Raw genomic sequence first — 22,300 nt, forward strand, 5'->3', positions numbered from 1 at the left:
ACAGGAGAGAAGAATGATAGAAACCATCACCCACGGCGCCGAGTGGTTCATCGGGCTTTTTCAGAAAGGCGGCGAGGTATTCACCGGCATGGTGACCGGGATCCTGCCCCTGCTGATCAGCCTGCTGGTAATCATGAACGCGCTGATTAACTTTATCGGCCAGCAGCGTATTGAACGCTTCGCCCAGCGCTGCGCCGGAAACCCGCTGTCCCGTTACCTGATCCTGCCCTTCATCGGCACCTTTGTGTTCTGCAACCCGATGACCTTAAGCCTCGGCCGCTTTATGCCAGAGAAGTACAAGCCGAGCTATTACGCCGCCGCCTCCTACAGCTGCCATTCCATGAACGGCCTGTTCCCGCACATCAACCCCGGCGAGTTGTTCGTTTATCTCGGGATCGCCAGCGGCCTTACCACGCTTGGCCTGCCGCTCGGCCCGCTGGCGGTGAGCTACCTGCTGGTCGGTCTGGTCACCAACTTCTTCCGCGGCTGGGTGACGGATCTCACCACCGCCATTTTTGAGAAAAAAATGGGCATCCAGCTTGAACAGAAAGTCCATCTTTCAGGAGCTACAGCATGAACCGGATCCGCATTGAGAAAGGCACGGGCGGCTGGGGCGGCCCGCTGGAGTTCGACGCCACCGAAGGCAAAAAGATTGTGTACATCACCGCGGGCACGCGCCCGGCGATCGTCGACAGGCTGCACGAGCTGACGGGCTGGGAAGCGGTCGACGGCTTCAAGGAAGGCGAACCGCCGGAAGCGGAAATCGGCGTGGCGGTGATCGACTGCGGCGGCACGCTGCGCTGCGGCATCTATCCGAAGCGCCGCATTCCGACGGTAAATATTCACTCCACCGGGAAATCCGGCCCGCTGGCGCAGTACATCCTTGAGGATATTTATGTCTCTGGGGTGAAGGAGGACAACATCACGCTGGTGAATGGCACATCCGCGCCGCAAAAAGCGGCCCCGCGCGAGTACGACACCAGCAAAAAAATCACCGAGCAGAGCGATGGCCTGCTGGCGAAGGTCGGGATGGGGATGGGGTCCGCCGTGGCGGTGCTGTTCCAGTCCGGGCGCGACACCATCGACACGGTGCTGAAAACCATTCTGCCGTTTATGGCGTTCGTCTCGGCGCTGATCGGTATCATCATGGCCTCCGGCCTCGGCGACTGGATTGCCCACGGCCTCGCCCCGCTCGCCAGCCACCCGCTCGGCCTGGTGACGCTGGCGCTGATCTGCTCCTTCCCGCTGCTGTCGCCGTTTCTCGGCCCGGGCGCGGTGATTGCCCAGGTCATCGGCGTGCTGATTGGCGTACAGATTGGTCTGGGCAACATTCCCCCGCACCTCGCTCTGCCTGCCCTTTTTGCCATTAACGCTCAGGCGGCGTGCGACTTCATCCCCGTCGGGCTGTCGCTGGCGGAAGCACGTCAGGACACCGTGCGCGTGGGCGTCCCCTCCGTGCTGGTGAGCCGCTTCCTGACGGGCGCGCCCACGGTGCTGATTGCCTGGTTTGTCTCCGGCTTTATTTATCAATAAGAGGTTCCTGCCATGACCGTGATTTACCAGACCACCATTACCCGCATCGGCCAGAGCGCGGCCGATGCGCTGAGCGACCAGATGCTGATCACCTTCCGCGAAGGGGCGCCTGCGGATATCGAAGAGTTTTGCTTTATCCACTGCCACGGCGAGCTAAACGGCGAGCTGAAGGCCGGGAGCCAGCTTGAGCTGGGCGAGGCGCGCTATGCCGTGACCGCCGTCGGCGACGTCGCTGAACAAAACCTGCGCGAGCTGGGGCACATCACCCTGCGTTTTGACGGGCAACCGCAGGCGGAGTATCCCGGCACGGTTCACGTTGAGGGGCCGGTTCCGCAGGCTGTCACACCAGGCTGTACGTTAAAATTTGTTGCGTAATTAAGGAGAAACACATGAGTCAGGTTGCCGTTGTCATTGGTGGGGGACAAACCTTAGGCGAGTTCCTCTGCCGTGGGCTTGCCGCAGAGGGTTACCGCGTGGCGGTTGTGGACATTCAGAGTGAAAAAGCCGCCCGCGTGGCGGACGCCATCAACACCGAGTTTGGCGAAGGGATGGCGTACGGATTTGGTGCCGACGCCACCAGCGAGCAGAGCGTGATGGCGCTGGCCCGCGGCGTAGATGAGATATTTGGGCGTATCGACCTGCTGGTCTACAGCGCGGGGATCGCGAAAGCGGCCTTTATCAGCGATTTCGAACTGGGGGATTTTGACCGCTCGTTGCAGGTGAATCTGGTGGGCTATTTCCTCTGCGCCCGTGAGTTTTCCCGGCTGATGATCCGCGATGGTATTCAGGGGCGCATCATTCAGATCAACTCGAAATCCGGGAAAGTGGGCAGCAAGCACAACTCCGGCTACAGCGCGGCGAAGTTTGGCGGCGTGGGGCTGACGCAGTCTCTGGCGCTGGATCTGGCCGAATACGGCATCACCGTTCACTCGCTGATGCTGGGTAACCTGTTGAAATCGCCGATGTTCCAGTCCCTGCTGCCGCAGTACGCCTCCAAGCTCGGCATCAAAGCTGAAGAAGTGGAGCAGTACTACATCGACAAAGTGCCGCTCAAGCGCGGGTGTGATTATCAGGACGTGCTGAACATGCTGCTGTTTTACGCCAGCCCGAAAGCCTCGTACTGCACCGGGCAGTCGATTAACGTCACCGGTGGGCAGGTGATGTTCTGAGTTTAATCCCCGGTGGCGCTGCACTTACCGGGGCTACAACCCCCGTAGGCCGGGTAAGGCGCAGCCGCCACCCGGCAATTAAGGAGCCGATATGGTAACCGCATTAATCACCTTCGCCGCCCTCGCCTGGATCTGCCAGATGGCGTTTGGCGGCTGGCAAATCCATCAGTTTAACCGCGCCTTTGACGCCCTGTGCCAGAAAGGCCGTGTGGGCGTCGGGCGTTCCGGCGGACGCTTCAAACCGCGGGTTGTCGTCGCTGTTGCGCTGGATGAAAACAATAAGGTCTGCGATTCCCTCATCATGCGCGGCATGACCGTCTTTGCCCGCCCGGTGAAAATCCAGGCGATCAACGGCATGTTGCTGCATGAATTACAACCTGATGTGATCTTCCCCCATGATTCACTCTGTCAGAATGCACTATCATTAGCGCTTAATCTGAAACATGGATAATTTCGTTGTGAAAGTTATAAACTTGCGGAATTATCATTTCGCAATGTAAGGAACGAAGCGCCTATGAAACCACGTCAGCGGCAGGCGGCCATACTTGAGCATCTGCAAAAGCAGGGAAAGTGCTCGGTAGAGGATCTGGCCCACTACTTTGACACCACCGGCACGACAATACGCAAGGACCTGGTGTTGCTCGAAAACTCCGGCGCCGTCATTCGTACCTACGGCGGCGTGGTGCTCAATAAAGACGAAGCCGACCCGCCTATCGATCACAAGACGCTGATTAATACGCACCAGAAAGCGCTGATTGCCGAAGCCGCGGTCAAATTTATCCAGGACGGCGATTCCATCATCCTCGACGCTGGCAGTACCGTCCTGCAGATGATCCCGCTGCTCAGCCGCTTTAATAACATCACCGTGATGACCAACAGCCTGCACATCGTCAATGCCCTGGCAGAGTTCGACAGCGAGCAGACCATCCTGATGCCCGGTGGCACCTTCCGTAAAAAATCCGCGTCGTTTCACGGGCAGCTGGCGGAGAATGCCTTCGACCACTTCAGCTTCGATAAGCTGTTTATGGGCACGGACGGCATCGACCTCAACGCGGGCGTGACCACCTTCAACGAGGTGTTCAGCGTCAGCAAAGCGATGTGCAACGCCGCGCGGGAAGTGATTTTGATGGCGGACTCGTCGAAGTTTGGCCGTAAAAGCCCCAACATTGTCTGTAGCCTTGAAAGCGTCGATAAGCTGATTACCGACGCAGGTATCGATCCGGCATTTAAAAAAGCGCTGGAAGCGAAGGGCATCGACGTGATCGTAACCGGAGAGAAAAATGAGTGATTTTCTGTTAAACGCAGGCCGCCAGACTCTGCTGCTGGAGCTACAGGAAGCCAGCCGCCTGCCGGAGCGTCTGGGTGAGGATTTTGTTCGTGCAGCCAACACCATTATCCACTGCGAGGGCAAAGTGATCGTGGCGGGTATCGGTAAATCCGGTCATATCGGCAAGAAGATTGCCGCGACGCTTGCCAGCACCGGCACACCGGCGTTCTTCGTGCATCCTGCCGAAGCGCTGCACGGCGATCTGGGGATGATCGAAAGCCGCGACGTGATGCTGTTTATCTCCTACTCCGGTTCAGCCAAAGAGCTGGATCTCATCATCCCTCGCCTGCAAGAAAAATCGGTAGCCCTGTTAGCGATGACCGGCAAATCCCGTTCGCCGCTGGCGCTGGCCGCGAAAGCAACGCTGGATATTTCCGTTGAGCGCGAAGCCTGCCCGATGCACCTGGCACCGACCTCCAGCACCGTCAACACGCTGATGATGGGCGACGCGCTGGCGATGGCGGTGATGCAGGCGCGCGGTTTTAATGAGGAAGATTTCGCCCGTTCCCATCCTGCTGGCGCGCTTGGGGCACGTCTGCTCAACAAGGTTCACCATCTGATGCGCACGGACGATGCCATTCCTCAGGTCAAACTCGACACCAGCGTGATGGACGCCATGCTGGAGCTGAGCCGCACCGGGCTGGGGCTGGTTGCGGTATGCGACAACGACCGCCAGGTGAAGGGCGTCTTCACCGACGGCGACCTGCGCCGCTGGCTGGTAGGCGGCGGCAAGCTGGAGGCGCGGGTATCCGAAGCAATGACCCGGGGCGGGCTGACGCTGAATGCCGACAGCCGCGCCATTGAAGCCAAAGAGGTGCTGATGAAGCGCAAAATCACCGCTGCGCCGGTGGTGGACGAGCACGGCAGGCTGTGCGGCGCGATCAACCTGCAAGACTTCTACCAGGCGGGGATTATTTAACCCTTAAGCCCCAGACGTTTCGCCAGCCTGTGAAGGTTGGCGACGTCCATCTCCAGCGCCCGCGCGCATGCCGCCCAGCTGCGGTTATTCTGCTCCAGGGCGCGGGTGATCATCTGACGCTGGAACGCATCCGTCGCCTCGCGCAGGTTTTCGTTCACGCTCTCAGGTATCACCGGCTTCACGGACGGCGTCGTTTCCTCATGCAGCGCGAAATGGCGCGCATGAATCACCACTTCATCCCCCGAACGCGTAGCCCGCGCCAGCACCACCGCGCGGTGAATCGCATGTTCCAGTTCACGCACGTTACCCGGCCAGCCGTAGCACAGCAGGTGCGTCCTCGCGCCGGGGCTCAGCACCACGCGGGAAAGCCCCATTTTGAGCCGACACTGTTCGCAGAAAAAGCCCGCCAGCAGCACCACATCATCGCCCCGCTCGCGCAGCGGCGGCACCGTGAGCGGGAACACGCTCAGACGGTGGAACAGATCGGCGCGGAAATTCCCCGCCAGCACCTCTTCGCGCAGATCGCGGTTCGTCGCCGCCAGCACGCGCACATCCACACGTAAGCTGCGATCGTCACCTACGCGTTGAATATCGCCATACTGCAACACCCGCAGCAGTTTGGCCTGGAGCGAAAGGGAGAGTTCGCCAATTTCATCGAGGAACAGCGTGCCGTTATCAGCCATTTCGAACTTGCCGCTGCGGTTGCTGATCGCCCCGGTAAAGGCCCCTTTGACGTGTCCGAACAGCTCGCTTTCCGCCACGCTTTCCGGCAGCGCCGCGCAGTTGAGATAGACCAGCGGGTTCACCGCACGGGGCGAGGCTTCGTGGATCGCTTTCGCCACCAGCTCTTTACCGGTGCCGGTCTCCCCGAAGATCAGCACGTTCAAATCAGACGCGGCGACAATCTCAATCTCTTTTTTAAGCTGCGCCATGCCCGGCGAAAGGCCAATCATTTCGGTGTGCGCCACCTGCTCAAACGCCGTCGGGCTACCCGGAAGAATATTCTGGCTCTCCAGCTGTTCTATCAGCAGGGCGTTGTTCAGCGCCCCGGCCGCCAGCGCGGCAATCAGCCGTAGCTCTTCGTCGCTGAAGGTATCGAACTGATCCGGCGACATGCCATCGAGGGTTAACGCGCCAATCAGGTTCTGCCCGGCAAACAGCGGCAGGCCGATACAGGCGTGAACCTTCAGGCTCTCCTGGCCGGGGATCAGGCCGTCGTACGGATCGGGCAGATCGCTGTCTGCCGGGAAACGCACCACGTCACCCGCGCGGGCGATGGTTTCCAGACGCGGGTGACCCTCCAGGGTAAAGCGCCGCCCGAGTACGTCCTTCGCCAGACCGTCGATAGCCAGCGGAATAAACTGCCGCCCTTCGTAACGCAGCAGCGCCGAGGCATCGCAATCCAGCACGTGGCGCAACGTGGAGATCAGCCGCTGAAAGCGGTCCTGATGACCAATACCGGTTTGCAGTTCTATGGCGATCTTCGCCAGCACATCTACGGAAAAGCTCATCTCTGCCTCACTGTCATTTTGACAACACATAGTGTCATATTGACAATTTTTAAGATAGTCAAAATGACTACCCATTAGGGAGAATCAAAACACAAATACATTATTTTCAATAAGTTAAAAAACTGGCACGCAACTTGATATATGACAGTCATCTTATTTGAAAACGCCGTATTAAGTTGAGGTTGCTATGTCTATTCTGGTTAAAAATAACATTCATTGGGTGGGTCAACGTGACTGGGAAGTACGTGATTTTCACGGGACGGAATACAAAACGCTGCGCGGCAGCAGCTACAACAGCTATCTCATTCGTGAAGGTAAAAACGTCCTGATCGATACCGTCGATCACAAATTCAGCCGCGAGTTCGTGCAGAACCTGCGCAGCGAAATCGATTTGAATGACATCGACTACATCATCATCAACCACGCGGAAGAGGATCACGCCGGGGCGCTGACCGAGCTGATGTCCCACATCCCGGATACCCCGATCTACTGCACCACCAACGCCATTGACTCCATCAACGGCCACCACCACCACCCGGAGTGGAACTTCCACACCGTAAAAACCGGCGACACGCTGGATATCGGCAACGGCAAACAGCTGATCTTCGTGGAAACCCCAATGCTGCACTGGCCGGACAGTATGATGACCTACATGACCGGTGACGCGGTGCTGTTCAGCAACGACGCCTTCGGCCAGCACTACTGCGACGAACGTCTGTTCAACGACGAAGTGGATCAGACCGAGCTGTTCGAACAGTGCCAGCGCTACTACGCCAACATCCTGACGCCGTTCAGCCGTCTGGTCACGCCAAAAATCACCGAGATCCTCGGCTTCAACCTGCCGGTGGATATGATTGCCACCTCCCACGGCGTGGTATGGCGTGAAAATCCAACCCAGATCGTCGAGCTGTACCTGAAGTGGGCGGCGGACTATCAGGAAGACCGCATCACCATCTTCTACGACACCATGTCCAACAACACCCGCATGATGGCGGACGCCATTGCCCAGGGCATCAACGAAGTGGACCCGAACGTGGCAGTGAAAATCTTCAACGTGGCGCGCAGCGATAAGAATGAGGTATTGACCAACGTCTTCCGCTCCAAAGGCGTGCTGGTGGGTACCTCCACCATGAATAACGTGATGATGCCGAAAATTGCCGGACTGGTGGAAGAGATGACCGGCCTGCGCTTCCGTAACAAACGCGCCAGCGCCTTTGGTTCACACGGCTGGAGCGGCGGCGCGGTAGACCGTCTCTCCACCCGTTTACAGGATGCCGGTTTTGAGATGTCCCTGAGCCTGAAGGCGAAATGGCGTCCGGATCTCGACGCGCTGGAAATCTGTCGCCAGCACGGTCGCGACATTGCCCGCCAGTGGGCGCTTGCGCCGCTGCCGGAAACCGCACCCGCCGCGGCTGCTGCGCCGGAAGCCGTAGCAGAAGCCGCTCCTGCCGCTGCCGACCTCGGCCCCTGCATGCAGTGCAGCGTCTGCCAGTGGATTTACGATCCCGAGCTGGGCGAGCCGTTGCAGGATGTCGCGCCGGGTACACCGTGGAGCGAGGTGCCGGACAACTTCCTCTGCCCGGAATGTTCCCTCGGAAAAGACGTCTTTGATGAACTGGCAACGGAGGCAAAATGAGCCACGGCATCGTCATTATCGGCTCGGGCTTTGCCGCCCGCCAGCTGGTGAAAAATATCCGCAAACAGGATGCTAACGTGCCGTTGACGGTGATCGCCGCCGACAGCATGGATGAGTACAACAAGCCTGATTTAAGCCACGTCATTAGCCAAAATCAGCGCGCCGACGATCTCACCCGCCAGACGGCGGGGGAGTTTGCAGAACAATTTAATCTGCGTCTGTTTCCGTACACCTGGGTCACCGATATCGACGCCGACGCCCACGTGGTGAACGCGAAAGATAAAACCTGGCAGTACGACAAGCTGGTGCTGGCGACGGGGGCATCTGCGTTTGTGCCGCCGGTTGAGGGCCGCGAGTTGATGGTCACGCTCAACAGTCAGCAGGAGTATCAGGCCAGCGAGACCCTGTTACGCGACGCCATGCGGGTGATGATTGTCGGCGGCGGGCTGATTGGCACCGAGCTGGCGATGGACTTCTGCCGGGCGGGAAAATCCGTCACCCTGGTTGACCACGCGGCCAGCATTCTGTCAGCGCTGATGCCGGCAGAAGTAAGCAGTCGCTTACAGCATCGTCTGACCGACATGGGCGTGCATCTGCTGCTGAAATCGCAGTTGCAGAGCCTGAGCAAAACCGAAACCGGCATTTGTGCGACGCTCGACCGCACCCGCAGGGTGGAAGTGGATGTGGTTATTGCGGCGACGGGGCTGCGCCCGGAAACGGCGCTGGCGCACCGCGCAGGCGCCGAAATTAACCGCGGCGTGAAGGTTAACAGCTACCTGCAAACTACCCAGCCGGACATGTATGCCCTGGGCGACTGCGCGGAAATTAACGGCCAGGTGCTGCCGTTCCTGCAACCGATTCAGTTAAGCGCCATGTGCCTGGCGAAAAACCTGCTCGGGGGCAACGCTCCGGTGAAATTACCCGCCATGCTGGTGAAGGTAAAAACGCCGGAATTACCGCTGCATCTCGCAGGTGAAACGCAGCGTCAGGATCTGGACTGGCAGATTGCCCTTTCGCCGCAGGGCATGGTGGCGCGCGGCACCGATACCGACGGTCAGATGCGCGCCTTTGTCGTCAGCGAAGACAGAATGAAGGAGGCCTTCGCGCTGCTGAAATCGTTACCTGCTTAACCCTCGTCATGCCGGGTGGCGCTCCGCTTACCCGGCCTACTTAACACCATAACGGTAAACCTTGTAGGCCCGCGCAAGCGTAGCGCCGCCGGGCAAAAACAGGGCTGCGTGGTTCAGGACCGCACCACCAGCGCGTCATAACCGCGCCAGCGGTAATTCGCCATCGAGATCAGCCAGCAGGCGACAAACAGCCCGACCACCACAAACCCGGCGTCGCCCAGGTTATCGTTCACCGCGCCAATCAGATCCCACACGCCGCCGCTGAGGGCGAACTTGTCCATCAGAAGACCCAGCGCTTCCAGCCCGCCGATAAACAGCGCCACCACCACCGAAGTGCCGGTGATGGTCATGTTGTAGTACAGCTTGCGCTGTGGCTTGTTAAACGCCCAGCCATAGGCACCCACTATCAGCAGGTTATCGAGCGTATCCACCAGCGCCATGCCGCTGGCGAAGAGCGCCGGGAAGATCATGATCGACCACACCGACATCCCGCTGGAGGCGCTGGCGGCGGAGATCCCCAGCACGCCGATTTCGGTGGCAGTGTCAAAGCCGAGGCCAAACAGGAAGCCCACCAGATACATCTGCCAGCTTTTATTGACGAGGCGGAAGGTTTTGCCGAACAGCCAGTTCATGACGCCACCCTGGGCAGGCAGCGTGATGTCGCCCTGCACGGGCCTGCCGTGTTTCAGTGCCTGAAAACTGCGCCAGACGCCGCGCAGGATCACCATATTCACCAGCGCCATCGCCAGCAGGAAGGTGGCGGAGACGGCGGTGCCAATCAGGCTGCCGGTTTCGTGGAACCATTCCATATTTTTCTGAAACGCCGTGGCGGTGGCGGCGATGGCAATGGAGGCCAGCACCACGATGGTGGAGTGTCCGAGGGAAAACCATGCCCCCACGCCGGACGGGCGCTTGCCCTGCTGCATCATCTTACGCGTCACGGTATCAATCGCGGCGATATGGTCGGCATCCACCGCATGACGCAGTCCGTAACACCAGGCCAGCAGGCTGGCCGCCATCAGCGCCGTACTGCCGCTAAAGGTGTGCCACGCCAGCCCCCAGGCCAGCAGGTTAGCCATCACCAGAGCCAGCAGCAGGCACGCTGCACGAGGTTCATTGCGTAAAAGTCGTAACATTTTAAATCCTTTGTGAACATGATCGGGCGGCAGCAACCACCGCCTGCCCGAAGGAGATCGCTCCGTCGCCTGCGGGCAGGCGCGAAGGAAAAAGAAGCGTGAAATCAGAAAGGTAATGACGAAGGCGCGCGCGTAGCAGGCGGTTGTGAAGGACACCTCCGCTGAAGCACACCGTAGAGAGCGACCGTCGGCGCGCATGCGTTGCCGCCAGTTCGCTCAGCCCTTTTGCCAGCGCATCGTGAAAGGCCCAGGCGCGCTCGCCGGGCTCCGCCCGCCAGGCCAGCCACTGCTGCCAGAACAGCGCAAGGTTATCCGTCTTGAGCGTCACCGGATGATCAACCCCTGGACAGCGTTCGGCCAGCGCCTCCACCCGGCACGCGGCTTCGCCCTCATAGCGTTGCGTTTCAATGCCCAGCGCACAGGCCACGGCGTCGAACAGACGACCACAGGAGGAGGCCCGCGGCGCATTGATACCGCGCGACACTGCCGTTGCCAGCAGCGGCCAGTTTTGACGCTGTACCGCCTCTGTTTCCGGGTACTGCTGCCAGTCAGGTACGAACGCCAGACAGTGGGCGAGCAAATTGCGCCACGGCTGTTTTGCCGCCAGATCGCCCCCCGGCAGCGCAACGGCTGGCAGACCGCCCAGCCGTTCGCAGTCGCGATAGTTCACCCGCAGGCACTCGCCGCCCCACATCGCGCCGTTCTCACCCATACCGATCCCATCCAGCGTCAGGGCAATAACATCCCCGCCGTCGAGCGGCCAGCCATTCTCCGCCAGACACGCTGCTGCATGCGCATGATGATGCAGCACGGTCTCAACGGGCAGCGCCTGCGCCCGGGCCCACTGTCGGGCGTGATATCCCGGATGGGCATCGCACACCACGCGCTCTGGCTGGAAGGCGTAGATGTCCTGCATCGTCGAGAGCGCACTGCGCCACTGCGCCTCTATGCCCTCGTCGCTCAGATCGCCAAAATGCTGGCTCAGCACCGCCTGGTTGCCACGCACCAGGCAGAAGGTATTTTTCATCTCCGCGCCGGTGCATAACATGGGCGAGATATCGCGGAATCCGGCGGGCAATGTGATGGCATCCGGCACAAAACCGCGTGCGCGACGCAGCATCGCACCGTCCCGATCCATTACTGAATCATCCATCCGTTGAAGAATATCGCGGTTGTGCAGCAGGAAGCCGTCAGCGATGTCACTGAGTTCTTCCAGCGCCTGCTGGTTGCTTATGGCGGGTGGATGGCCGCTGAGGTTGCCGGAGGTCATCACCAGCGGGCGATGGCAGTCCAACATCAGCAAATGCTGGAGCGGGTTCGCAGGTAGCATTACGCCGACCGTAGTCAGCCCCGGCGCAATCTCCTCAGGAAATGCAGGAAGGCAGGCTTTTGGCGTCAGCACAATCGGCGCAGCGGGTGAACGTAACAGCGTCTGGATGGCCTCCGGCAGATCGTTCGCATGCGGGATCATCACTGCCAGCGGCTTGGTCGGGCGCTGCTTGCGTGCCCGCAATTTCCGAATCGCCTGTGGGTTAAGCGCGTCGCAGACCAGGTGAAATCCGCCCAGCCCTTTGACCGCCACAATCCCGCCGTTTTTCAATCTCTCCACCGCCGCGCTTAACGCCGATTCGCGGGTGGTGGCAGCATCCCCGGCTTGCCACTCCAGCTGCGGACCGCAGTCCGGGCAGGCCACCGGCTGGGCGTGAAAACGCCGGTCAGCCGGGTTGCGGTACTCCGTTTCACAGGGCACACAGAGCGGGAAAGGCGCCATTGACGTGGCCGGGCGGTCATAGGGCATGGCGCGGATAATGGTAAACCGCGGCCCGCAGTGGGTGCAGTTGATAAACGGGTAGCGATAACGGCGCTCGCGCGGATCGCGCATCTCCGCCAGGCACGCGGGACAGGTGGCGGCATCCGGGACGATTTGCGTATCCATCGCCCCGCTCTCGCTGTGGCGGATGACAAACTCATCCGGCAGCGTATTCCAGCTGTACGGCTGCGTTTCAACGCGATCGATGCGCGCCAGCGGTGGGCAGTCCTGGCGCAGTCTCGCGGTAAAGTCACCCCCACTACCCGCGAGACGCACCAGGACACCCTCTCCGTCGTTGCACACGTCGCCCGCCAGCCCCAGCTGGTGTGCAAGCTGCCAGACGAAGGGACGAAATCCTACCCCCTGCACCTTGCCGCGCACCCGAAGCTGTACGCCGTTAACGCGCATTGCAGCTTAAAACAGCAGCGATGACGAGGTGTCGAACGCCGCACGGCGGCGTTTTTCGGCACTCATCTGTTCGAGCTTATCGCGATCGACGCAGACCAGCGCATGCGTCGGACAGGCTTCCATACACGCCGGACCGGCGTCGCGGTGGTAGCAGAGGTCACATTTATTGGCTTCGGCTTTCTCCGCGCGCACGCTGAGCCCGATACCGCTGTTGCGCACCACCGGGCGAACGACCACCTCCATCGCGCCATACGGACACGCCACCACACAGGTTTTGCACCCGATGCAGCGCTCCTGCATCACATGCACAAAGCCTTTCTCGCGCTTAATCGCCCCGTTCGGACAGACGTTGGCGCACGGCGCGTCTTCGCACTGGCGACAGATAGCGGCAGTGGAAATATTCACGCCTTTAATGACGTGGATGCGCGGCAGGAAGGTATCGGGGGTCAGGGAGGCGCAATCCTGCTCCGCCTGATGGGAAACCACGCACGCCACTTCACAGGTACGGCAACCAATGCATTTGCTGGCATCGGCCATAATAAAACGGTTCATCTGCTTCTCCGGCATAACTGTTATGCGCGAAGCTATTCATAAACCGTGCCAATATTTAATGCATTGATTTTGAAGATAAATAAAAAAGAAGAGGATCTGTCATCGTCATTTGTGACGATGACAGATGTCGACGTCAGCGATGCGGGCCGTCAATGACGGAGCCGCGCAGGATAAGCTCGCCGGAAAAAGTTTGCTGAGGCTTAAACTCACCGCCGTCGAGCATGAAGATCAGGCGGCTGATGGTCTCCTGGATCATCTCCGTTACCGGAATACGCACGCTGGAGAGGGACGGCACGATATAGGGCGCGATTGCCACGTCGTCAAAGCCGATGACGGACACCGCGCCCGGCGTGGCGACGCCGCTCTCGTGCAACTGCCTGATGGCACCAATCGCCATATCGTCGTTACTCGCCACCAGCGCGGTAAACGTTTCGCCGCGGGTGAGCAGCTGAGAGACCGCCGCCGCGCCGCTGGCCGGGCTCCACTTCCCTTCGGCGATCAGCGGGTCACGCAGGGCAATGCCGTGCTGCGCCAACGCGTCCTTGTAGCCGGAAAGACGCTCCACGCCGGTGGGGGAATCCAGCGAACCGGTGATAAACGCAATCTCCCGGTGGCCTTTCGCGATCAACTGCGATACTGCGTCCTGACACGACGCTTTATGATCGGACCAGACGCTGTGGCTGCTGTTTTTCCGCAAACGGCGGTTGAGCACCATAATCGGCTGCTCGCATTTCTCAATAATTTCGTCCAGCGCTTCCACGCTCAGAAAACGCGGGTAGATGATCACCGCGTCGCAGCGCATGTCGAGCAGGTACTGGATCGCCTCGCGCTCCTCTTCGGCGCTGTGCTTGCCGTCCGCCAGGATCAGCTGACGCCCCTTCTCTTCCGTCATCCGCGCGGCGTTAAACAGCAGCTCGCTAAAGTAGACCCCATGGTACAGGGTGTTTGTCACCACCAGCCCCAGGGTCTGGGTGCGTTTGGTCGCCAGGTTTCGCGCCAGCAGATTGGGGCGATACCCGCTCTCTTCGATGGCCTGAAACACGCGGTCTTTCGTCTCCTGGCTGACGTAACCGTTCCCCGACAGCACCCGGGAGACCGTCGCTTTCGACACGCCTGCCCGCTTCGCCACTTCCAGCATCGTGGTCATAGTGTTATTCCATTCAAAACCGATGAGCCGCAGTGTACTTCACCGCAGAAAAATTGTCGCAGCGGCGTTATCACGCTTTTTTCGGCCACGAGTGATCGTCATCACGAAACGAAAAAATGCATAAAAAGTGGTCTTGTTTCATTAAAAGAAACTCATGATGATTATGTGAAACCGGTTTCCTACACTTCTCACAACGATAACAGGATCACATCCGATGGCAAAAAATTACGCTGCGCTGGCAAATGACGTGGTTAGCGCGCTGGGCGGTAAAGAGAACATCATCGCCGTCACCCACTGCATGACGCGCCTGCGCTTCGTTCTGAAAGACGAAAGCCTTACCGACGCCGCGCGTCTGAAAAGCATCAGCGGCGTGCTCGGCGTGGTGCGCAACGACAACCAGTGCCAGGTGATCATCGGCAACACCGTGTCCCAGGCATACCGTGAAGTGGTGAGCCTGCTGCCCGCCAACCTGCAACCTGCCGTAGCGGAAGGTCCACAGAAGCTTACGCTGCGCCGGATTGGCGCCGGGATCCTCGACGCGCTGATCGGCACCATGTCTCCGCTGATCCCGGCGATCATCGGCGGGTCGATGGTCAAGCTGCTGGCGATGATCCTTGAGATGACCGGCGTGCTGGGCAAAGGTGACCCGACGCTGACGATCCTGACCGTTATTGGCGACGGCGCGTTCTTCTTCCTGCCGCTGATGGTGGCGGCTTCCGCAGCGGTGAAGTTCAAAACCAACATGTCCCTGGCGATAGCCATTGCGGGCGTACTGGTTCACCCGAGCTTTATCGAGCTGATGGCGAAAGCGGCGCAGGGCGAGCATGTAGAATTTGCCTTAATTCCGGTGACGGCGGTGAAATACACCTATACCGTTATCCCGGCCCTGGTGATGACCTGGTGCCTGTCGTATATCGAACGCTGGGTGGATCGCATCACCCCGGCAGTGACGAAAAACTTCCTCAAGCCGATGCTGATCGTGCTGATTGCCGCCCCGCTCGCCATCGTACTGATTGGCCCGCTCGGGATCTGGATCGGCAGCGCCATCTCCGCGCTGGTCTACACCATTCACGGTTATCTGGGCTGGCTCTCCGTTGCCATTATGGGCGCGCTGTGGCCGCTGCTGGTGATGACCGGGATGCACCGCGTGTTTACGCCGACCATCATCCAGACCATTGCCGAAACGGGCAAAGAAGGGATGGTGATGCCGTCGGAAATCGGCGCCAACCTGTCGCTCGGCGGTTCGTCGCTGGCGGTGGCGTGGAAAACCAAAAACCCGGAGCTGCGCCAGACGGCGCTGGCGGCTGCGGCCTCCGCCATCATGGCGGGGATCTCTGAACCGGCCCTGTACGGCGTGGCGGTACGCCTGAAGCGTCCGCTGATTGCGAGCCTGATCAGCGGTTTTATCTGCGGCGCGGTGGCGGGCATGGCAGGTCTTGCCAGCCACTCGATGGCGGCGCCGGGGCTGTTCACCAGCGTGCAGTTCTTCGACCCGGCCAACCCGATGACCATCGTCTGGGTGTTTGGCGTGATGGGTCTGGCGGTGGTGCTGTCGTTTGTGCTGACCCTGCTGTTAGGGTTTGAGGATATCCCGGTAGAAGACGAAGCCGAAAAAGCACGCGCCCTGCAAACCGCACCGGTACAGAACAAAGCAGCAGAAGCATAAACTGAAAGCGAGGTAAGAATGTCTGTTTTTCCACAAGGATTTTTATGGGGCGGCGCGCTTGCCGCCAACCAGAGTGAAGGGGCTTACCGTGAAGGCGGCAAAGGACTGACGACGGTCGACATGATCCCCCACGGCGCAAACCGTCTGGCGGTAAAAGTCGGCAAGGAAAAACGGTTTTCGTTGCGGGACGACGAATTCTACCCGAGCCACGAGGCGATTGATTTTTACCATCGCTATAAAGAAGACATCGCCCTGATGGCGGAGATGGGCTTTACGGTGTTCCGCACCTCGATTGCCTGGAGCCGCCTCTACCCGAACGGCGACGAACCGCTGCCGAATCAGGAAGGCATTGCCTTCTACCGCGCGGTGTTCGAGGAGTGCAAAAAGTACAACATCGAGCCGCTGGTCACGCTCTGCCACTTCGACGTGCCGATGCACCTGGTGACGGAGTACGGCTCCTGGCGCAACCGTAAGATGGTGGATTTCTTTGCCCGCTACGCCCGCACCTGCTTCGAGGCGTTTAACGGGCTGGTGAAATACTGGCTGACCTTCAATGAAATCAACATCATGCTGCACAGCCCGTTCTCCGGCGCGGGGCTGGTGTTTGAGGAAGGGGAAAACGAAGATCAGGTGAAATACCAGGCCGCGCACCACGAGCTGGTGGCGAGCGCGCTGGCGACCAAAATCGCCCACGAGGTGAACCCGGAAAACCAGGTCGGCTGCATGCTGGCGGGTGGCAATTTCTACCCGTACTCCTGCAAGCCGGAAGACGTGTGGATGGCACTGGAGAAAGATCGCGAGAACCTGTTCTTTATCGACGTGCAGGCGCGCGGCAGCTATCCGGCCTACTCCGCCCGCGTGTTCCGCGAGAAAGGGGTGGTGATTGTGAAAGACCCCGGCGACGACGACCTGCTGAAAAACACCGTCGACTTTGCCTCGTTCAGTTATTACGCCTCGCGCTGCGCGTCGGCGGATATGAACGCGGGCAACACCAGCGCGGCGAACATCGTGAAGTCCCTGCGCAACCCGCATATTCAGGTGAGCGAGTGGGGCTGGGGCATCGACCCGCTCGGGCTGCGCATCACCATGAACATGATGTATGACCGCTACCAGAAGCCGCTGTTCCTGGTGGAAAACGGCCTCGGGGCGAAGGACGTCATTGATGAAAACGGCGAGATCAACGACGACTACCGCATCAGCTACCTGCGCGAGCATATCCGTGCGATGGGTGACGCGATTGAGGACGGCGTCCCGCTGATGGGCTACACCACCTGGGGCTGCATTGACCTGGTCTCGGCCTCAACCGGGGAGATGAGTAAGCGCTACGGGTTTGTCTACGTCGACCGCGACGACGCCGGGAACGGCACGCTGGACCGCAAGCGCAAGAAATCGTTCTGGTGGTATAAGAAGGTGATTGCGAGTAACGGGGCGGATCTGGCGTAGCCTGTTTTGCCGGGTGGCGGCGTTGCCTTACCCGGCCTACAAACTGCTCGATGCGGTTTTCACCCTCTCCCCTCTGGGGAGAGGGCCGGGGTGAGGGGCTGAAAACCCCCGTCCCCAACCCACCCGGCAAGCCGTGAATACACCACGTCCACCGCCTCTTTCACCGGCGGCGTCATCGGATAATAAAACCCGACGATGTCCGGCTGAATGCCCAGAAACAGCACCTCACCCACGTCGTCTTTAATCTGATCCACCAGGTAGTTCAGCGGCATGTTGTGGGTGGTCATCATAAACATCTCGGCGATGTCGTCCGGGTCAATCAGGCGGATCTCGCCGGGGTTGAGCCCCATATCGGTGGCATCGACGATTAACAACCTGTCCGGGCGCAGCTCGCGAATGGCCACCACGTCGTTTTCCGGCGCGCTGCCGCCGTCAATCACCACCCAGTTGCCTGGCGGGTTCGCGGCGCACATCTCCGCCAGCAGCGGGCCCGCGCCGTCGTCGCCCATCATGCTGTTGCCGACACACAGTAAAACGTCAGTCACGTAATCTCCTCACCATCAGGTAGATGGCGCTCTCCTGATGAATATCGTGCAGCATGCCGAGCAGCGTTTTGCTCCACGCCTGCTGCGCCGGGGTTTGTACGCTCAGCACCGCGTCAAAGGCGTTGGCGAGCATCGTGATATGGTTGGCGTCTATAACGATCTCGCCGTACTTCGGCACGCCCTCCATTTTGCGCCGCGCCACGCTGCCCTCCTCCAGCGTGGCGATCCACGCCAGGTACTCGGGCCACGGGCAGCTTAACGCCGCCTCCAGGCAGTCGATCACCCCGAGGTGGTGCCCAATCGCCAGGCTGTAATAGACCACCTGCTGCGCCGCATCCGGCGTGGCATCGTTCTCATCAATAAACTTACGGCTCAGCTGGCTGAACACCACCGTTTCACTCATCGGATACGCGCCTCATCCACAATACTGTTCAGGTTTGCCACGATCTCATTGAGACGCGGATCGTTCTCGGCCTCCAGCCAGCGCGCCACCTGATGGTCGCCCTGGCTCAGCAGGCGCAGATAATCGTCGGCAATCTGACGGCCATAGCGGTACCCCGCCAGCCTGCGCGCCGTGCGGTCGATCTTCACCCGCAGCGGCTGCACCATATCCGGGTGCAGGAGAGTGGCTGGCTGGTTGTCCAGCTCGCCCGGCTCGCGGGCGTGGATCTTCTGCTCCAGCAGGCCGAGCGCCATGGCAAAACCGTACAGCGTGGCGGCGGGCGTCGGCGGGCAGCCCGGAATGTAAACGTCCACCGGCACGATTTTGTCGGTGCCGCCCCAGACGCAGTAAAGATCGTGGAAGATGCCGCCGCTGTTGCCGCAGGCGCCGTAGGAGATGCAGATTTTCGGATCCGGCGCAGACTGCCAGGCGCGCAGCGCAGGCGAGCGCATCGCGCGGGTGACCGCGCCGGTGAACAGCAGGATATCCGCGTGGCGCGGGGACGGCACCACTTTGATGCCGAAGCGTTCGGCGTCAAACAGCGGCGACAGGGTGGCGAAGATTTCGATCTCACAGCCGTTGCAGCCGCCGCAGTCCACGCGATAGACGTAGGCCGAGCGTTTGATTTTTTTCAGCAACGACGCCTTCATGCTGGCGATGGACTCCTCCACCGTCAGCGGCACCGGAATGCCGTTAGCGTCGCGCGGGCCGAGTAAGTTTTCCATCAGCTGGCCTCTCTCATATGACGGGTTAAATCGATGCGGTCAGACGGCAGCAGGCATTTCTGACGTTTGCACTCCGGGCAGGTTTCGAAGCTTTCACGGTGATGCTCCGCACGCACGTCGCCGTTGTGCTTCAGCAGCGCGATGGCGTAGTCGATCTCTTTTTGCACGGCGAACGGACGCTTGCAGACGCGGCAGTTGCACAGCGCAAAGCGCGACTGCTGGAGGAAATCCTCTTTTTTCCACACCGCCAGCTCGTACTCCTGAGACAGGCGAATGGCTACCGTCGGGCAGACCTCCTCGCAGCGGCCGCAGAAGATGCAGCGCCCGAGGTTAAACTGCCAGGCCAGCTCGCCGGTTTTCAGGTCCGTTTCCACCGTTAAGGCATTCGACGGGCAGGCGTTGACGCAGGCCGCGCAGCCGATGCACTGCTGCGGGTTGTGCTCCGGCTTGCCGCGAAAGTTTTTATCCACCGGCATCGGCTCCAGCGGATAACTGCTGGTCTGCGCGCCGGTTTTGATCACTTTTTTGATAAAGGTAAACATGACGAGTCCTTATTTCAGCGGCGAGTTCTTACGCTCGATGCTGTAGCGCTCAAGCTCTTTGTACGGCACCACCTGGCTTTTCTTCTTGCGCACGTCCACGACGGTCATGCGGTCGGTGCAGGAGTAGCACGGGTCGAGGCTGCCGATGATCAGCGGCGCGTCAGAGACGGTGTTACCGCGCAGCATGTAGCGCAGGGTTGGCCAGTTGGCGTAGGTCGCCGCACGGCAGCGCCAGCGGTAGAGCTTCTGGTTGTCGCCGGTCATGCTCCAGTGAATGTCATCCCCGCGCGGCGCTTCGGCGAATCCGAGGGCAAAGCGGTTTGGAATGTAGGTGAAGCCTTCCACCATCAGCGGGCCGCCCGGCAGGTTATCGAGGCCGTAGTCGATCATGTTCAGCGCAGTAAACACCTCGTTGATGCGCACCTTCAGGCGGGAGATGACGTCGCAGCCCTGCTCGCTGTGCACGGTCATCGGCAGCAGGCCGTAGCCGACGAACGGGTGATCGGCGCGGGTGTCGCGGGCGTGGCCGCTGGCGCGCACCATTGGACCGACGTTGCTGAAGTCGCGGGCGATTTCCGGGTCAAGACGACCAATCCCGACGGTGCGCTGCTCGATGTTTGGCGTGCTGAGCAGCATGTCCACCAGCTCCTGCACGTCCCGGCGCATCTGCTGCGCCAGCTGGCGGGTCTGGATCATGTCGTCCTTCAGCAGGTCGCGGCGGATCCCGCCGATCAGGTTCAGGCCGTAGGTTTTACGCGCCCCGGTGAGGATCTCCGCCATCTTCATTGATGCCTCACGCACGCGGAAGAACTGCATAAACCCGGAGTCAAAGCCGACGAAGTGGCAGGCCAGGCCGAGGTTCAGCAGGTGTGAGTGCAGGCGTTCCACCTCCAGCAGAATGGCGCGGATCATCTGCGCGCGTTCCGGCACCACGATCCCCATGCCGTTCTCCACCGAGGTGGTGTAGGCGGTGCTGTGGGCAAAGCCGCAGATGCCGCACACGCGGTCAGAAAGAAACGTGACTTCGTTGTAGCCCATGCGGGTCTCCGCCAGCTTCTCCATGCCGCGGTGGACGTAGAACAGGCGGTAGTCGGCGTCGATAATGTTTTCGCCGTCGACGAACAGGCGGAAGTGGCCCGGTTCGTCAGAGGTGACGTGCAGCGGGCCGATCGGCACCACATTATTCTTCTTGCTGCCCAGCTCGTTGATGAACTCGTAGGTTTCGCTGTCGGTTGTCGGGGCCGGACGCTGGCGGTAGTCCATGCTGTCCTTGCGCAGCGGATAGAGTTCATCCGGCCAGTCGTCCGGCAGCACCAGGCGACGCTCGTCAGGCAGACCAACCGGCACCAGGCCGTACATGTCGCGCACTTCGCGCTCGCCCCAGACGGCGGCGGGTACGCGCGGCGTGACGGACGGGTACTCCGGCTTGTTCGGGTCAACTTCGACGCGCACGGTGAGCCAGCACTTCTCGCCCTGCTCCATCGACATCACGTAGTACACCGCATAGTTGCCGCACAGCTGACGCTCGTCGTTGCCGAACAGCACCGACAGCCAGCCGCCCTGCTGGTAGTAAAGAAACTCCACCACTTCCGGCAGGTAGTTCACCTTAATGGTGACGGTTACCTGGTCTTTGGTTTGCCATGACTCCTCCAGCACCACGCCCGGGAAAGCCTGATGCAACGCGGCGAGATACTGCTGACCTTTCTTTTCTTCAGACATAAACACTCTCTTTAATCACGCCACCAGCAAGGAGACGAACGCTAAAAATGCAAAACCAAAACCAGCCCAGGTAATGCGTGACGTTTCGACAAAACGCAGGCGCGCCATGCTGTTTTCAAACAGGGCAATCACCAGCACGCCGATAAGCAGCTTGAGCGCAGCCACCACAACGGCCAGCAGCAGGCCGCCCGCAGAGAAGTGCGTCATCTGCCCCCACGGGAAGAAAACGCCGACGAACATCTGCAACACCACCAGCTGCTTGAGGCTGATGCCCCACTTCAGCACCGCAAAGCCGTAGCCGCTGTACTCGGTGAGTGGCCCCTCCTGCAATTCCTGCTCCGCTTCCGCGAGATCGAACGGCAGCTTGCCCATCTCGATAAAGGTGGCGAACGCGCAGGCGCAGAGCGCCAGCACCAGCGGGAGCGAACGTGAAACCGGCCAGTGGTAAACGGTGTCGGTGATGAAACTGATGTGGGTCGAGCCAGCAACCTGCGCGGCGACCCACAGCCCCAGCAGCAGAATTGGCTCAACCAGCACGCCGAGCATCGCCTCACGACTGGCGCCGATACCCGTAAACGGGCTGCCGGTGTCCAGGCCCGCAATCGCAAAGAAGAAACGCGCGATGGCGAAGAGGTAGATCAGCGTAATCAGATCGCCAAGCACGGGCAGCGGCGAGCCCACCGTCACTACCGGCAGCGCGGTGGCGATGGTCAGCATCACGCCGACCATCACGAACGGTGTCAGGCGGAACACCCAACCTGCGGCATCCGGCGCGACGCTCTGACGGGAGAGCAGCTTGAAGAGATCGCGGTACTCCTGGAGCACGCCAGGCCCGCGACGGTTGTGCAGCCGGGCGCGCGCCACGCGCGTGATGCCCGACAGCAGCGGCGCGGCGGCAAACAGCACCAGCGCCTGAAGTATTGCCAGTAACAAACTCATG

The 22,300-nt window shown here is 60.3% G+C and carries 22 protein-coding genes; 11 read left to right on the plus strand and 11 right to left on the minus strand.

From position 1 onward, the window contains the following. The first annotated feature begins 13 nt into the window (after positions 1-13). From srlA to gutQ, 7 genes are all read left to right on the plus strand, one after another. Positions 14-577 (plus strand): PTS glucitol/sorbitol transporter subunit IIC, encoded by a 564-nt coding sequence (gene srlA / locus BFV65_RS16435; protein ID WP_003862164.1) that lies wholly within the window; start codon positions 14-16, stop codon positions 575-577. Then, the gene (gene srlE / locus BFV65_RS16440) at positions 574-1,533 is read left to right on the plus strand and encodes a PTS glucitol/sorbitol transporter subunit IIB (RefSeq protein ID WP_022649146.1); all 960 of its coding nucleotides are present in this window, start codon (positions 574-576) and stop codon (positions 1,531-1,533) included. Before srlA ends, srlE begins: the two co-directional genes overlap by 4 nt. 12 nt (positions 1,534-1,545) lie before the next feature. Then, entirely contained in the window at positions 1,546-1,908 is a 363-nt protein-coding gene (gene srlB / locus BFV65_RS16445; protein WP_022649147.1) for a PTS glucitol/sorbitol transporter subunit IIA, read from the plus strand. A 14-nt stretch (positions 1,909-1,922) separates the two neighbouring features. Then, positions 1,923-2,702: a sorbitol-6-phosphate dehydrogenase gene (gene srlD, locus BFV65_RS16450; RefSeq protein ID WP_023298456.1), complete on the plus strand. Its 780-nt coding sequence runs from the start codon at positions 1,923-1,925 to the stop codon at positions 2,700-2,702. 91 nt (positions 2,703-2,793) lie between these two features. Next, a complete protein-coding gene (gene gutM, locus BFV65_RS16455) occupies positions 2,794-3,153 on the plus strand; it encodes a transcriptional regulator GutM (RefSeq protein ID WP_069596895.1) in 360 nt (119 codons plus the stop codon). A 63-nt stretch (positions 3,154-3,216) separates the two neighbouring features. Then, positions 3,217-3,990: a glucitol operon DNA-binding transcriptional repressor SrlR gene (gene srlR / locus BFV65_RS16460; RefSeq protein WP_069596896.1), complete on the plus strand. Its 774-nt coding sequence runs from the start codon at positions 3,217-3,219 to the stop codon at positions 3,988-3,990. Continuing rightward, the gene (gutQ, locus tag BFV65_RS16465; protein WP_023298458.1) at positions 3,983-4,948 is read left to right on the plus strand and encodes an arabinose-5-phosphate isomerase GutQ; all 966 of its coding nucleotides are present in this window, start codon (positions 3,983-3,985) and stop codon (positions 4,946-4,948) included. The genes srlR and gutQ overlap by 8 nt, the downstream gene beginning before the upstream one ends. Here gutQ and norR read toward each other — a convergent pair. Further along, positions 4,945-6,459 carry a nitric oxide reductase transcriptional regulator NorR gene (gene norR / locus BFV65_RS16470; RefSeq protein WP_023306813.1) on the minus strand — a complete coding sequence of 505 codons (1,515 nt, stop codon included), beginning with the start codon at positions 6,457-6,459 and terminating at the stop codon, positions 4,945-4,947. The genes gutQ and norR overlap by 4 nt on opposite strands. A gap of 187 nt (positions 6,460-6,646) precedes the next feature. Here norR and norV point away from each other — a divergent pair, with 187 nt between their 5' ends. After that, positions 6,647-8,095 carry an anaerobic nitric oxide reductase flavorubredoxin gene (norV, locus tag BFV65_RS16475; protein WP_022649152.1) on the plus strand — a complete coding sequence of 483 codons (1,449 nt, stop codon included), beginning with the start codon at positions 6,647-6,649 and terminating at the stop codon, positions 8,093-8,095. Next, positions 8,092-9,225 carry an NADH:flavorubredoxin reductase NorW gene (norW, locus tag BFV65_RS16480; RefSeq protein ID WP_046618616.1) on the plus strand — a complete coding sequence of 378 codons (1,134 nt, stop codon included), beginning with the start codon at positions 8,092-8,094 and terminating at the stop codon, positions 9,223-9,225. The genes norV and norW overlap by 4 nt, the downstream gene beginning before the upstream one ends. Positions 9,226-9,338: 113 nt before the next feature. Here norW and BFV65_RS16485 read toward each other — a convergent pair whose 3' ends face one another. The 4 genes from BFV65_RS16485 to BFV65_RS16500 all read right to left on the minus strand — a co-directional run bounded on the left by BFV65_RS16485 (position 9,339) and on the right by BFV65_RS16500 (position 14,278). Beyond that, on the minus strand, positions 9,339-10,361 hold the full coding sequence (locus BFV65_RS16485) for a HoxN/HupN/NixA family nickel/cobalt transporter (RefSeq protein WP_069596897.1): 1,023 nt from the start codon (positions 10,359-10,361) through the stop codon (positions 9,339-9,341). A gap of 1 nt (position 10,362) precedes the next feature. After that, positions 10,363-12,579: a carbamoyltransferase HypF gene (gene hypF, locus BFV65_RS16490; protein WP_069596898.1), complete on the minus strand. Its 2,217-nt coding sequence runs from the start codon at positions 12,577-12,579 to the stop codon at positions 10,363-10,365. Between the two features lie 6 nt (positions 12,580-12,585). Beyond that, complete coding sequence (gene hydN / locus BFV65_RS16495) at positions 12,586-13,131, minus strand: electron transport protein HydN (RefSeq protein ID WP_017382793.1); 546 nt, start codon at positions 13,129-13,131, stop codon at positions 12,586-12,588. Positions 13,132-13,264: 133 nt separating this feature from the next. Then, on the minus strand, positions 13,265-14,278 hold the full coding sequence (locus BFV65_RS16500; RefSeq protein WP_069596899.1) for a LacI family DNA-binding transcriptional regulator: 1,014 nt from the start codon (positions 14,276-14,278) through the stop codon (positions 13,265-13,267). A gap of 214 nt (positions 14,279-14,492) precedes the next feature. Between BFV65_RS16500 and ascF the strand changes: the two genes are divergently transcribed. Together ascF and BFV65_RS16510 are read left to right on the plus strand one after the other, a co-directional pair. After that, on the plus strand, positions 14,493-15,944 hold the full coding sequence (gene ascF / locus BFV65_RS16505; RefSeq protein ID WP_069596900.1) for a PTS cellobiose/arbutin/salicin transporter subunit IIBC: 1,452 nt from the start codon (positions 14,493-14,495) through the stop codon (positions 15,942-15,944). An 18-nt stretch (positions 15,945-15,962) separates the two neighbouring features. Beyond that, positions 15,963-17,387, plus strand: a complete 1,425-nt coding sequence (locus BFV65_RS16510; RefSeq protein ID WP_069596901.1) for a 6-phospho-beta-glucosidase — start codon at positions 15,963-15,965, stop codon at positions 17,385-17,387. 59 nt (positions 17,388-17,446) lie between these two features. Here the strand turns inward: BFV65_RS16510 and hycI are convergent, their stop codons facing one another. Genes hycI through BFV65_RS16540 form a run of 6 tightly spaced genes read right to left on the minus strand, consistent with a single transcriptional unit; the run spans position 17,447 to position 22,299 of the window. Further along, on the minus strand, positions 17,447-17,932 hold the full coding sequence (gene hycI, locus BFV65_RS16515) for a hydrogenase maturation peptidase HycI (RefSeq protein WP_022649159.1): 486 nt from the start codon (positions 17,930-17,932) through the stop codon (positions 17,447-17,449). After that, positions 17,925-18,335 (minus strand): formate hydrogenlyase maturation HycH family protein, encoded by a 411-nt coding sequence (locus BFV65_RS16520; protein WP_069596902.1) that lies wholly within the window; start codon positions 18,333-18,335, stop codon positions 17,925-17,927. Before BFV65_RS16520 ends, hycI begins: the two co-directional genes overlap by 8 nt. Then, on the minus strand, positions 18,332-19,099 hold the full coding sequence (locus BFV65_RS16525) for an NADH-quinone oxidoreductase subunit B family protein (protein ID WP_022649161.1): 768 nt from the start codon (positions 19,097-19,099) through the stop codon (positions 18,332-18,334). Before BFV65_RS16525 ends, BFV65_RS16520 begins: the two co-directional genes overlap by 4 nt. Beyond that, on the minus strand, positions 19,099-19,641 hold the full coding sequence (locus BFV65_RS16530) for a formate hydrogenlyase complex iron-sulfur subunit (RefSeq protein WP_022649162.1): 543 nt from the start codon (positions 19,639-19,641) through the stop codon (positions 19,099-19,101). Before BFV65_RS16530 ends, BFV65_RS16525 begins: the two co-directional genes overlap by 1 nt. A gap of 9 nt (positions 19,642-19,650) precedes the next feature. Continuing rightward, entirely contained in the window at positions 19,651-21,360 is a 1,710-nt protein-coding gene (gene hycE / locus BFV65_RS16535; RefSeq protein WP_022649163.1) for a formate hydrogenlyase subunit HycE, read from the minus strand. Between the two features lie 15 nt (positions 21,361-21,375). Then, positions 21,376-22,299 (minus strand): respiratory chain complex I subunit 1 family protein, encoded by a 924-nt coding sequence (locus BFV65_RS16540; RefSeq protein ID WP_032625965.1) that lies wholly within the window; start codon positions 22,297-22,299, stop codon positions 21,376-21,378. Between the last annotated feature and the right edge of the window lies 1 nt (position 22,300).

Origin of the sequence: Enterobacter hormaechei subsp. hoffmannii, from assembly GCF_001729745.1 — a bacterium.
Lineage (GTDB): Bacteria > Pseudomonadota > Gammaproteobacteria > Enterobacterales > Enterobacteriaceae > Enterobacter > Enterobacter intestinihominis.